Origin of the sequence: Kitasatospora sp. NPDC127116 (assembly GCF_042677365.1) — a bacterium.
GTDB lineage: Bacteria > Actinomycetota > Actinomycetes > Streptomycetales > Streptomycetaceae > Kitasatospora > Kitasatospora lactacystinica.
Map to the genome: position 1 here is coordinate 20,751 of NZ_JBHXTL010000050.1, position 11,933 is coordinate 32,683.

An 11,933-nucleotide genomic window follows, 5' to 3' on the forward strand; every position below is an offset into this window, starting at 1 on the left:
GGGCGGGGGGGGGTGGGGGGGGGGCCGGGGGGGGCTGTCCCTGTCCGCCCCCCCGCGCCTGGGGGGGGGGGGGTGGGGGGTCGGGGGGCGGGCCAGCCCCCCCACTCCTCGCCCACCCTCAGCCGAGCAGCAGCTTCGCGGCCACCGTCGCACCGTCCGTGCGGATGCCGGCGGCGACGGCGGCGGCGCGCTCACGGGTGGCGGGGGCGAGGGCGTGGCGGAGGGCCGCGGTGAGGGATCCGGCGGTCGGGGTCGGGCCGTCGTGGGCGACGCCGATGCCCAGCTCCGCCACCCGCGAGGCCCAGTAGGGCTGGTCCACGATCTGCGGGACCAGCACCTGCGGTACGCCGGCCCGGGCGGCCGTGGTGGTGGTGCCCGCGCCGCCGTGGTGGACGACGGCCGCGAGCTCCGGGAACAGCGCCTGCTGGTTGACCTCGCCGACCGCGAAGCAGTCCTCGGCCCCGTCCACCTCGGCCAGTCGGGCCCAGCCGCGGCCGAGCAGCACCCGTCGGCCCTGCGCCCGGACCGCCTCCACGGCGACCCGGGCCGCGCCCACCGGGTCGCGCAGCGGCATGCTGCCGAAGCCGACGTACACCGGCGGCTCGCCGGCCGCCAGGAAGGCCGACAGGTCGGCGGGCAGCGGGCGTTCGTCCGGCAGGATCCACGCGCCGGTCTGCACCGCCTCGGGCCAGGCCGCGCCGGCCGCGTCCCCGCCCGGGCCCGGCCACGGGTCGAGCAGCGGGTCGGTGGCCAGCCACGGCCGTCCGGTGAGGACGTGGTCCCGGACGTTGTCGGCCACGGGCAGTCCGACGGCCGCCCGGTGGGTGTTGACCGCCGCGCCGAACAGCGCGTTCATCGTCCCGATGTTGAGCTCCCACAGCTCCCGGGGGTCGGTCGCCTCCGGCGGGTACGGCAGCATCGGGTACTCGAACGGCCGGTGGTGCGGGGAGGGCAGCATGGTCGGCTGGAGGGCGACGCAGGTGAAGCGGGCGCCCAACCGCTCGGCCGCCGCCTGGGCTCCGGCCACCGCCGGGAACAGGCCGGTGGCCACGACCGCACCGCCCGGCTCGGCCGCCCCGAGCACCGCCGCGTGGAACTGCTCGACCAACCGGGCCGCGCGCTCGGGGAGTTCCGAGGGCGCCGGGGGCGGCCCGCTGACCAGCGAACGCACCGACTGCCCTACCGGCACCAGTTCGACCCCGGCCTCGGCCAGCCGGGCCGCGAACTCCTCGTCCGGCGGCGCGCACACCCGCGCCTCGGCGCCCAGTTCCCGCAGCCGCAGCGCCAGCGCGGCCATCGGCTCGACGTCCCCGCGCGACCCGTACGTCGACAACACCACTCGCACGTCGTGACTCCCCGTTCCCTCGGATTGCGTCCTTGAGCCGGTGATTCTGCGGCAGCACCGGGGCCTTGTGGCAAGGCCCCCCGTGCGCTATAAGTTGAGAGTGGCGAGGAGTGGGTACGCCTCCGGACACCGCCGCGACACCTCCGGACACCTCCGCGACACCGACCCGCCACGACGCGCCGGGCGGGCGCCGCAAATTCCCCGGGCGGGCGCCGAAGCGCCTGGCAGACTCTCCCCATGCGCACCGTCATCGAGAACATGGCCTCTCAACTCGCCCGTGTGCCCGGTGTGGTGGGGGTGATGCTCGGCGGGAGCCGGGCCCGTGGCGAGGAACGGCCGGAGTCGGACTGGGACCTCGGGGTGTACTACCGGGGCGCCCCCGACCTCGACGCGCTGCGGGCGCTCGCCGGGCCGGAGGTCGAGGTGGCCGGGCCGGGCGGCTGGGGCCCGTGGGTGAACGGCGGGGCGTGGCTGCGGGTCGAGGGTGTCGCCGTGGACTGGATCCTGCGGGACCTCGACCGGGTCGGGCGGGTGTGGGCGGACTGCCGCCGGGGCCGCTTCGAGGTGGGAACGCAGGCCGGCCACCCGCTCGGCTTCTGGTCGCCCTGCTACCCGGGCGAGGTCGCCCTCGGACTGCCGCTGGCCGACCCCACCGGGGAGTTGACGCGACTCAAGAAGCAGGCCGCCGACTATCCGGAGCCGCTGCGCGACGCCCTCACCGCGGCCACCTGGGAGGCCGGCTTCCTGCTCGACACCGCCGCGAAGAGCGCCGCCCGCGCCGATGCCCTGCACGTCTCGCTCTGTCTGTCGCGCGCCGTCGGCATCCTGGTCCAGGCCCTCCACGCCCACCACCGCCGCTGGTGCCTCAACGAGAAGGGCGCCCTGGCCGTGGCGGAGCAACTGCCGGACACTCCGGCGGACTTCAGCTCGACGGCGCGCGGCCTGCTCGCCGCGCCCGGCGGATCGGCGGCCGAGCTGACGGCCACGGTCGCCCGGGCGCGGGAGCTGACCCGGGAGACCGTGGCCGCAATGGGCCGCTGAGCCGCAGGCCGGCCCGCCGGGCCGGGCCGCTGAGCCGCCCCCGGGCTCCCGGCGGGGTGGTCAGTCCCGGTACCAGGAGACGGTGAACCCGTGGTCGGCGGCCGACGCCACCTCGACGGCCGCCGCCCGCAGCTCCCGCTCCCAGTCCTGCCGCGCCCCTGACGCCCGGTCGCCAAGGCAGTCCGGGCAGCAGACCTGGTCGGCCAGCGCCACGAACCGCTGTTCCGCCGCGTTCGCGGCCCCGCCGCTCGCCCGCCAGAGCTCGCTGACGGCGTCCCCCGACGTGATCTCCTCCGACATCAGCCGGGCCGCCGTGCGGTGCAGCAGGCAGCGCCCGACGAAGTCGTCGTCCGGCACCGGCAGGCCGAGCTCGGCCATCGCCTGCCGCAGCAGCCCGCCGAGCTCGGCCGAGCGCTCGCCGCGGCCCCGACGCCCCGCCAGGTCGCACAGCGCGGCCGACTGCGCACCGACCCCCGCCGCCAGCAGGTCGGCGGCGGCCATCGGCAGGTCCTCGGGGTGGACGAGCCCGGTGGTGTACCGCCAGGCCAGGGTGAAGGCGTCGTTCATGGCGACATCCTGACAAGACGACCGCGGCCGTCGCCACCCGGTATCCGCGGCCCTGCGGGAAACCGCGGGGTGGCGTGCTGCGGGAAACCGCAGGAGGTTCGCCGGAAACCCTCATACCGCCACTGACCTGCGGTTTCTAGCGTGGAGCCAGCCGGGGACGAGCAGTCCCCCGATCACTTTGGAGCCCCGCATGCCGCACACCGTCCTCGCCATCGCCCAGCAGCCCGCCGACGGGTTCGCCGGCTGGGCGGCCGACCTGGTCGACACCATGGGCGGCCCGGGGCCGGCCTGGCGATCGCGCTGGAGAACCTCTTCCCGCCGCTGCCCAGCGAGGTGATCCTGCCGCTGACGGGCTTCGCCGCCGGGCAGGGCGTGATCAGCCTCGCGTCCGCGCTGACCTGGACCACCCTCGGTTCGGTCGCCGGGGCCGTCGTCCTCTACTGGCTGGGCGCCCTGTTCGGCCGGGAGCGGATGCACGCGATCTGGGCCCGGCTGCCCCTGGTCAAGGCCTCCGACCTGGAGCGCACCGAGGCCTGGTTCGCCCGGCACGGGACGAAGGCGGTGCTGCTGGGCCGGATGGTGCCGATCTTCCGCAGCCTGATCTCGGTGCCGGCCGGGGTCGAGCGGATGCCGCTGCCCGCGTTCGTCATGCTGACCACGATCGGCAGCCTGGTGTGGAACAGCGTGCTGGTGATGGCCGGCTTCCTGCTGGGGGACCGCTGGGACGTGGTGGAGACGTACGTCGGGCTGCTCTCCAAGGCGGTCCTGGTCGTGGTCGTGCTGGCCGTGGCCGGGTACGTCGTGATGCGCGTCCGCGGCCGCCGCGGCGAGAGCGCCGCCCAGCACCGCCGCACCCGGTGACCGCCCCGGACGGCGCCGCACACACCGGCCACATCGGCCCCGCCGGCCCCAACGGCCCTACCGGCCCCGTAAGCTCGAACCCCGTGCAGGGGGATGGAGCAGACACCACGTCATGGCCGCGCCGCGCCGCCGGAGTTCTGCTCGGCTGCCCGAGCGCCGCCCTCGCCGCGCTGTACCTGCTGCTGGCCGGCGCCGTCCTCGGACCGTTCCTGCTCTGGCCGCGCACCCGCCCGTACGCCGCGCCGGGCCTGCTGTCCGGGGTGCGCCGGCTGGCCGCCCTGGAGCGGGCCCGGCGCAGGGCGTTCTTCGGCGACCGCTTCCCCCGCCACTACCGGGCAGACGACCGCAGGCTGCTGCGCTACCTGGTGGTGCGCAGCGGTGGCGGGCTGGTCGCCGGGGTGGTGCTGGGGCTGCTGGTCTTCGGGCTGGCGCTGGCCGTGCTGCTGGTCGGCGGGGTGCTGCGCGGCTCGCTGGGCTGGGAGGAGCTGGCGACCCAGGTGCTGCTCGGCGGGGTGCTGCTCTTCCTGGCCGTACAGGGCCTGTTCTCGCTGGCCGCGCTGGACGCCCGGACCGCCCGGGAGTGCTTCGGGCCGTCCGAGGCCGAGCTGCTGCGCCGCCGGATCGCCGAACTCGCGGACAGCCGGGCCGCGGTGGTGCGGGCGGTGGACACCGAGCGGCGCCGGATCGAGCGGGATCTGCACGACGGCGTGCAGCAGCGGGTGGTGGCGCTGGCGATGCTGCTCGGCCGGGTGCGGCGCGGCCTGGACCGCCACCAGGGCCCGGAGCGGACGGAGGCGCTGCTGCGCCAGGCGCACCGGGAGGCGCGGGAGGTGCTGACCGAGCTGCGCGAGGTGGCCTGGCGGGCGTACCCGTCGGCGCTGGACACCCTGGGGCTGGAGGAGGCGCTGGGCGGGGTGGCCGAGCGGTGCGCCATTCCGCTGCGGCTGCGCTACGAGGTGGCCGGCCCGCTCCCCGAACCCGTGCGGACCGCGGCCTACTTCGTGGTGTCGGAGTGCGTCACCAACGCCGCCAAGCACTCCGCCGCCTCGGCGGTCTCGGCCCGGGTCGAGCGGGCCGCCGGCCTGCTCACGGTGCGGGTGGAGGACGACGGCGCGGGCGGCGCGGACCCTGCCGGCAGCGGCCTGACCGGCCTGCGCGGGCGGGTGGCCGCGCTGGACGGTACCCTCCACGTCCACAGCCCCGCCGGGGGCCCGACCGTCATCACCGCGGAGCTGCCATGCGCGTGACCCTCGCCGAGGACTCGACCCTGCTGCGGGAGGGCCTGGTCCGCCTGCTCGCCGAGGAGGGGCACGAGGTGCTGGCCGCGGTGGGCGACGCGACGGCGCTGACCGCGGCGGTGGCGGAGCAGCCGCCGGACGTCGTGGTGGTGGACATCCGGATGCCGCCGACCCACACCGACGAGGGACTGCGGGCGGCGGTGGAGATCCGCGAGCGGTGGCCGCGGGTCGGGGTCCTGGTGCTCTCCCAGCACATCGAACGCGGTTACGCGGCCCGGCTGTTGGACGCCGGCGCGGAGCGGGTCGGCTATCTGCTGAAGGACCGGGTGGCCGAGGTCGAGGAGTTCCTGGACGCCCTGGTGCGGGTCGCGGCGGGCGGCACGGTGATCGACCCGGAGGTGGTCCGCCGCCTGGTGGTGCACACCACCCGCACCGACCCGCTGGCCCGGCTCACCCCGCGGGAGCGCAGCGTCCTGGAGGCGCTCGCCGAGGGCTGGACCAACGCCGCCATCGCGCAGCGGCTGCACGTCTCGCTGAGCGCGGTGGAGAAGAACCTCAACGCCGTCTTCGACAAGCTGGACCTGCCCCGCACCACGGACCACAACCGCCGCATCCTGGCCGTCCTGCACTACCTCGGCGTGTAGGGCCCGTCTCCTGGTTCCTTGCCGGGCCCGACGGCACGGACCCAGACGGGGAACGGCGGGATCGCCGCTTCCTCCCCCTCCGCCTCGTCCTCGTCCTCGTCCGTGATCCTGGTGACGCCGGGCTCCGCGTCGGCGAGGTAGTCCGCGACGATCGGCCCGAGGTCCGCCACCGGTTCGTACGCGCCGCCGAACGGCAGGTCGTCCGGGCCGACCGAGCCGGTCGAGCAGCGCAGCTGCCCGGCCTGGTGGTCGTGCCAGACGTAGAACGTGGCCGGCCCGTCGTGGCCCAGCGCCCGGACCCGGTCCCGGAGCAGGGCGGCGGTCCGCTCGAAGGCGGCCACCACCTCCGGGACCCCCAACGCCCGCCGGTCCTCGACCTCGGCGGTCAGCCACCAGGTGTTGGTCTCCCACTCCACCGGGTGGTCGTCCGGCTCCAGCGCCAGCGGCTCGTCCGCCAGCTCGGCGATCCACGTCAACAGCATGGCGCCAGTATCCCCCGGCCGGGTGATGCCCCCGGCCCTCCGGGGCTCAGCGCTCCCGCGGCTCCCGGCCCCGGAGCGCGGCGGCCGGACCGGGACGGGGGCGGGCCGCCCTCCCGGCGCCGTCGCGGGCGGCATCCGGCGCGCCGAGGTCGAGCACCCGGTCGGCCAGCGGCAGCAGGGCCGGGTCGTGGGTGATCAGGACGGTGGTGCGCCCGGCCATCAGGCGGCGCAGCGCGGGGACGAGCTGCTCGACGGTGTGCGGGTCCAGGCCACTGGTGGGTTCGTCCAGGATCACGACGGGGGTGTCGCGCAGGAAGGCCCGGGCGATGGCGACGCGCCGGCTCTGACCGCCGGAGAGCTGGAATCCGTCGGCGCCGATCACCGTGCGGTAGCCCTCCGGGAGCGCCGTGACGAAGCCGTGGGCCCCGGCGATGCGGGCGGCGCGTTCGACGTCGGCGGGCGGGGCGTCCGGTCGGCCGTAGGCGATGTTGTCGGCGATGCTCGCGTGGAACAGCGGGGCCTCCTGGGGCAGCAGCGTGACCGCTCGGCGCAGTGAGGCGAGGGTGAGGTCGCGCAGGTCCCGCCCGTCCAGGCGGACGGTGCCGGCCTGCGGGTCGAGGAAGCGGACCAGGAGCTTGGCGAGGGTCGACTTGCCGCTGCCGCTGGGCCCCAGGACGGCCAGGGCCTCGCCGGGGCGCAGGTCGAGGTCCACGTCGGCCAGGACGGGCGGCCCCGGGGCGCCGCCGGCACCGGGGTAGGCGGCACGGACGCCCCGGAGGGTGATCCGGCCCCGGACCGGGCCGGTGTCCCGGGCCGCGGGGCGTTCCTGCACCGGGCTGCGGATCTCGTGCAGCTCCAGGACGCGTTCGCCCGAGGCGCAGGCCGCGCCGGCCAGCGGAATGAGGGCGGCGAGCTGCTGGACGGGCTCGAACAGCTGCGCCATGAAGGCGGCGAAGGCGAGCAGGCCGCCGAGGCTGAGCTGTCCGTGGATGACCTGCAGGGCCCCGACACCCACCACGGCCAGACCGGCGAGCAGCTGCAGCACGCTGAGGAAGGGCTGGTAGAGATCGGCGACCCGGGCGGCGGCGAGTTCGGCGTCGAGCAGCGCCCGGCCCTCCCGGTGGACCCGTTCGACCTCGCGGCTCTCCTGGCCGCAGGTCCGGGTGACCACGGCGTTGCGCAGGGATTCCTCCAGCAGCGCGGTGACCCCTCCCGCGCGGCGCTGGACCCGTCGCTCCCGGCGCCGGATGACACGTCCGAACAGGCTGCTGGAGAGGACGAACAGCGGGGCGGCCAGCAGCGCGGCCAGGGTGAGCTGCCAGCTCAGGTAGAACGCGGCGCCGGTGAACAGCAGCAGGCTGACGACGGCCACCGCGCCCTCGACCAGCCCGGTGGCCACCATCTGCTCGATCTCGGCGATGTCGAAGGTGAGCCGCGCCACCAGGTCGCCGCGCCAGCGGCTCTCCAGCGTGTCGGGGGGCAGGGTGTGCAGGTGGGCGAGGGTGTCGGTGCGCAGCCGCAGCATGTAGCGCTCGGCGGTCCTGGTGCTGGTGTAGGCGCCGGCGAAGGTGAACAGCCCGGCGGCGACGGCCGCACCGAGCATCAGGGCGGCGAGCGGCCAGAAGTCTGCGAAGTGCCGGGGGACGAGGACGTCGTCGATGAGGTCCTTGAACAGCCAGACCGAGACGACCTCGCCGAAGGCGCCGACGACGAGCAGGGCCGCACTCACCGGGAGCCAGCGCGCGTCGGGGCGCACCCACGGCCAGAACCGGCGGATCAGCTCCCGCAGCGGAATGACCGGCGGTTCCGCCACCGGTCCCTGGTACTCGGCCTCGTCGGCCCTGTTGGCCCCGCCGGCCTCGCTGACCGCATCGGCCTTGTCGGCCGCCCGGTCACCCGGGGGCGTCACATCGCGCATGGACACGACCCGTTGCTCTCGGAGACATCGTTCCGGGATCCGGAAACGAGGTTCCGGGATACGGAGCCGTCGTACCGGGGTGGGGACGCGTCGCCCTCCGTACGGAGGCGGCGCCGACCCCAGGGCGAGGGGCCGGCGGTGACACCGTCGGCCCCTCGGGGTGACGCTAGTCGGAACTGCTGTGCGCAGCCCTAGCCGTAAGCACCGTCACCAAAAACCGAAACGACGGCGTCCACGGCGGTCGCGGTCACGACCACGGCCCCGGCCCCGGTCCCGGTCCCCACGGTCACGACCGTAACCACGGTCCCTGTCTCCTCCACGACCGAAGTAACTCATCACGGCTTCTCTCTCTCGTCGTGTCGGCCCTCCGCGCGCCCACGACCGCACCGACGGCGCGAAAGCGGGGAGCTGGAGGCCGTTACCGGTGGTCGAACCCTTCCGGCGGCCTGTCGGCGACGCCCGGATCGATTCGCCCCACCTCTCCAGTATCCGCCCACTGACCGTATGCGCAGCTTCAGAGCCGATCGGATTGTCCGGTTGTCGGATCCTGCGTCTGTTCGACGACCACTGTGGATGGCGTCCCGCCCGTCACGTTCAGCAACTCCCGGTACGTCATCGGGACGACGGTGTGCGGGTGTCCGGCGGCGGCCCAGAGCACCTCGTACGCGTCGAGCGCCGTGTCGACCACGGTGCGCAGCGGCGCCGGGTGGCCGGTCGGGGCGACGCCGCCGATGGCCTGGCCGGTGGCCTCGCGGACCTGGGCGGCGGTGGCGCGTTCGATCGGGCCGGTGCCCAACTGCCGTGCCAGGTGGGCGGTGTCGACCCGGTGGGCGCCGCTGGTCATCACCAGCAGTGGCGCGCCGTCACAAATGAACACCAGGCTGTTCGCGATGGCGCCGACCTCGCAGCCCAGCGCGGCGGCGGCCTCGGCGGCGGTGCGGGCGGAGTCGGGCAGGACGCGGATCTCGCCGGGGACGCCGGCCACCGCCAGTGCCTCGGCGACGGCCTGACTGCGTGTGGGGAGTGAGGAGGTCATCGGTCCATCATGCCTTCCGCGCCGAGCGGCGCGAGTCGGCGCTCAGCACCGCCCGTACGCCCGCGGTGAGCACCGAGGCGTCCCGCCCGACGCCCCACACGACCCCGCCGTCCGGCCCGCCGACCCGCGCCTCCACGTAGGCGACGGCGTCCCGCCCGGAGCCCACCGCGTGCTCGCCGAAGGAGAGGATCTCCGCCCCCACGGCGTCGGCCACCGCGTCCAACGGCCCGGCGCCGGTGCCCCGGCGGCCGTCGACCTCGGCCCAGTCGTCCCCGACCCGCCACCGCCGGCCGGCCCCCGCGTCCAGGTACTCGGCCCGGAACAGCCCGTACAGCTCCTCCGCCGTCATCTCCCGTCCGCTGTCGTCGGTGGCCTCCTGCACCACCCGGGCGAAGTCGATCTGCAGCCGCCGGGGCAGTTCCAGCCCTTCCGCGGCCTGCAGCAGGTGGGCGATCCCGCCCTTGCCCGACTGGCTGTTGACCCGGATCACCGCCTCGTAGTCCCGCCCCAGGTCGGCCGGGTCGATCGGCAGGTACGGCACCGACCAGGGCGCCTCCCGCTGCGGGACGCCCAGCGCGGCGGCTGTCTCGGCGTGCCGGGCGAAGCCCTTGCGGATGGCGTCCTGGTGGGTGCCGGAGAAGGCGGTGTGCACCAGGTCGCCCGCGTAGGGGTGCCGCTCGTGGACGGGCAGCCGGTTGCAGTGCTCGACGGTGCGCCGGATCGCGTCGATGTCGGAGAGGTCCAGCATCGGGTCGACACCCTGGGTGTGCAGGTTGAGCGCCAGGGTGACGAGGTCGACGTTGCCGGTCCGCTCGCCGTTGCCGAACAGGCAGCCCTCGACCCGCTGGGCGCCGGCGAGGACGGCGAGTTCCGCGCAGGCGACGCCGGTGCCGCGGTCGTTGTGCGGGTGGACGGAGAGGATCACCGCCTCGCGCCGTTCCAGGTGGCGGTCCATGTACTCGATCTGGTCGGCGTACACGTTGGGGGTGGCGATCTCGACGGTGGCCGGCAGGTTGTGGATCACCGGCCGCTCGGGCGAGGCGTCCCAGAGCCGGGTGAGCCCGTTGCACACCTCCAGCGCGTAGTCCGGCTCGGTCAGGTTGAACACTTCGGGCGAGAACTGGAACCGCAGGCCGTCCCGGCCCTCCCCCAGCCTGGCCATCAGCGTCGCGGCCGAGGTGATCAGCGCCCGGAGCCCGGCGCGCTCCTTGCCGAGGACGACCTCCCGCCACTGCGGCGCGGTGGCGGTGTAGAGGTGGACGACCACCCGGGGCAGGCCCGCGACGGCTTCGAAGGTGCGCTCGACCAGGTCGGCCCGGGCCGCCGTGAAGACCACGACGGTGACGTCCTCGGGCACGGCTCCGGGGGTGGTGGCCAGTTGGCGGACGAAGTCGAAGTCGGTGCGGCTGGCGGACGGGTAGCCGACCTCGATCTCCTTGAAGCCCATGGCCAGGAACAGGTCGAACATCCGCTGCTTGCGCGCCGGGTCCATCGGCTCGGCCAGTGCCTGGTTGCCGTCGCGCAGGTCGACGGGCACCCACAGCGGGGCCCGCTCGATGCGACGGCCGGGCCAGCGGCGCAGCAGGGCGGGCACGTGCACCCGCTCGTGGGCGGGGCGGTAGCGGTGGGAGGGCATGGTGCCGCCGCGCTGGGGGTTCCAGGCGGGGGCGGCGGCCGGGACGGGCCCGGCGGGGGCGTGCAGGGTGGGGAAGCGTACGGGCGGTCGCATGACGGGGTTCCTCGCTCGGGGCGGACACCGGAGACCGGCAGGACGGCGCGCCGCAGCGGGGTGCCGGTCCGGTCACGCCCCGCTGCGGCCACCAAGAAGAAGGCCCCCCGGGGGGAGCGTCCACGGCTGCATGCCGGGTAGAGTAACCACGACCGAAGTCCTCAGACAACCTGACAGGTGAACCCGATGGCCGCGCTCCGCCCCTCCCCCCTCGCCGAACAGGCCGCCGCCCGGCTGGAGGAGCAGATCCGGGCCGGGCAGTGGCCGGTGGGCGGGAAGCTGCCGGGCGAGGTGGCGCTCGCCGAGGAGCTGGGCGTCGGCCGCTCGACCGTCCGGGAGGCGCTGCGCACCCTCGCGGCGGCCGGGATGGTGCGCAGCCGCCAGGGCTCCGGGGTGTACGTCACCGCCGACCGGCCCACCGGGGACTGGGCCGCCCGGCTGCGCCGCGCGGAGCTGGCGCACGTCTACGAGGTGCGGACGGTGGTCGAGGTGCAGGCGGCCCGGCTGGCGGCCGGGCGCCGCACCGGGGCGGACCTCGCCGCGCTCGACGCCGCGCTGGCGGCCCGCCGGGCGGCGGGCGGGGCGGACGACGCCGCCTTCGTGGACGCCGACATCGCGCTGCACACGGCCGTGGTGGCCGCCGCGCACAATCCCGTCCTGGACGACCTGTTCGCCCAGTTCGCCCCGGTCCTGCGCGAGCAGCTGGTCGCCCTGGTCGGCCTGTTCGGCCTGCGCGCGGAGGATCCGGACCACGGCTACGACGCCCACGCGGACCTCGTCCGGGCCCTGCACGACGGCGATCCGGAGGCGGCCGGGCGGGTGCTGGCGGCGGAGCTGGAGGCCACCCGCTCCCGCCTGCTGACGCACTGACGGGGCGCCCGGGGGCCGCACGACGGGGCGTCACACAGTTTTCACACCCCGGCCACCCGCCGGCCGGGCGCCGCGCCGACACTGTGTCGAGCAGGCCCGGAACCGCCCCCTCCGCATACGCACCGTCGACGGTCGAGTGACCTTGTGTTCACCGCGTGTGCAAGTACGGCCCAGGCAGCGAACGGTTTTTCACTCCAATCAC

Annotated in this window: 10 protein-coding genes and 1 pseudogene; 5 read left to right on the forward strand and 6 right to left on the reverse strand. The window is 75.4% G+C overall.

The features are described 5' to 3' along the window. Window positions 1-118: 118 nt before the first annotated feature. Window positions 119-1,345, reverse strand: coding sequence for a glycosyltransferase (locus tag ACFVHV_RS20980; RefSeq protein WP_380352635.1), 1,227 nt, complete (start codon window positions 1,343-1,345; stop codon window positions 119-121). Between the two features lie 237 nt (window positions 1,346-1,582). Between ACFVHV_RS20980 and ACFVHV_RS20985 the strand changes: the two genes are divergently transcribed. After that, a complete protein-coding gene (locus tag ACFVHV_RS20985; RefSeq protein ID WP_380352637.1) occupies window positions 1,583-2,386 on the forward strand; it encodes a nucleotidyltransferase family protein in 804 nt (267 codons plus the stop codon). 60 nt (window positions 2,387-2,446) lie between these two features. Here ACFVHV_RS20985 and ACFVHV_RS20990 read toward each other — a convergent pair whose 3' ends face one another. After that, on the reverse strand, window positions 2,447-2,953 hold the full coding sequence (locus ACFVHV_RS20990) for a hypothetical protein (protein WP_380352639.1): 507 nt from the start codon (window positions 2,951-2,953) through the stop codon (window positions 2,447-2,449). Window positions 2,954-3,143: 190 nt separating this feature from the next. On the opposite strand from ACFVHV_RS20990, the pseudogene ACFVHV_RS20995 reads away from it, so the two are divergent. The 3 genes and pseudogenes from ACFVHV_RS20995 to ACFVHV_RS21005 all read left to right on the forward strand — a co-directional run bounded on the left by ACFVHV_RS20995 (window position 3,144) and on the right by ACFVHV_RS21005 (window position 5,696). Then, window positions 3,144-3,814, forward strand: a pseudogene (locus ACFVHV_RS20995) (DedA family protein). A gap of 83 nt (window positions 3,815-3,897) precedes the next feature. Then, complete coding sequence (locus ACFVHV_RS21000; protein ID WP_359914118.1) at window positions 3,898-5,061, forward strand: histidine kinase; 1,164 nt, start codon at window positions 3,898-3,900, stop codon at window positions 5,059-5,061. Continuing rightward, a complete protein-coding gene (locus tag ACFVHV_RS21005) occupies window positions 5,052-5,696 on the forward strand; it encodes a response regulator transcription factor (protein WP_359914121.1) in 645 nt (214 codons plus the stop codon). The genes ACFVHV_RS21000 and ACFVHV_RS21005 overlap by 10 nt, the downstream gene beginning before the upstream one ends. Here the strand turns inward: ACFVHV_RS21005 and ACFVHV_RS21010 are convergent. The 4 genes from ACFVHV_RS21010 to ACFVHV_RS21025 all read right to left on the reverse strand — a co-directional run bounded on the left by ACFVHV_RS21010 (window position 5,681) and on the right by ACFVHV_RS21025 (window position 10,861). Beyond that, the gene (locus tag ACFVHV_RS21010; protein WP_380352641.1) at window positions 5,681-6,178 is read right to left on the reverse strand and encodes a hypothetical protein; all 498 of its coding nucleotides are present in this window, start codon (window positions 6,176-6,178) and stop codon (window positions 5,681-5,683) included. The two genes, ACFVHV_RS21005 and ACFVHV_RS21010, sit on opposite strands and share 16 nt — an antisense overlap. Before the next feature lie 46 nt (window positions 6,179-6,224). Next, window positions 6,225-8,096 carry an ABC transporter ATP-binding protein gene (locus ACFVHV_RS21015; protein WP_380352676.1) on the reverse strand — a complete coding sequence of 624 codons (1,872 nt, stop codon included), beginning with the start codon at window positions 8,094-8,096 and terminating at the stop codon, window positions 6,225-6,227. A gap of 514 nt (window positions 8,097-8,610) precedes the next feature. Then, on the reverse strand, window positions 8,611-9,132 hold the full coding sequence (locus ACFVHV_RS21020) for a YbaK/EbsC family protein (RefSeq protein ID WP_359914126.1): 522 nt from the start codon (window positions 9,130-9,132) through the stop codon (window positions 8,611-8,613). Window positions 9,133-9,139: 7 nt separating this feature from the next. Further along, the gene (locus tag ACFVHV_RS21025) at window positions 9,140-10,861 is read right to left on the reverse strand and encodes a 2-isopropylmalate synthase (protein ID WP_359914129.1); all 1,722 of its coding nucleotides are present in this window, start codon (window positions 10,859-10,861) and stop codon (window positions 9,140-9,142) included. A 186-nt stretch (window positions 10,862-11,047) separates the two neighbouring features. Here ACFVHV_RS21025 and ACFVHV_RS21030 point away from each other — a divergent pair, with 186 nt between their 5' ends. Continuing rightward, entirely contained in the window at window positions 11,048-11,731 is a 684-nt protein-coding gene (locus ACFVHV_RS21030; protein ID WP_380352643.1) for a FadR/GntR family transcriptional regulator, read from the forward strand. The last annotated feature ends 202 nt before the right edge of the window (window positions 11,732-11,933 follow it).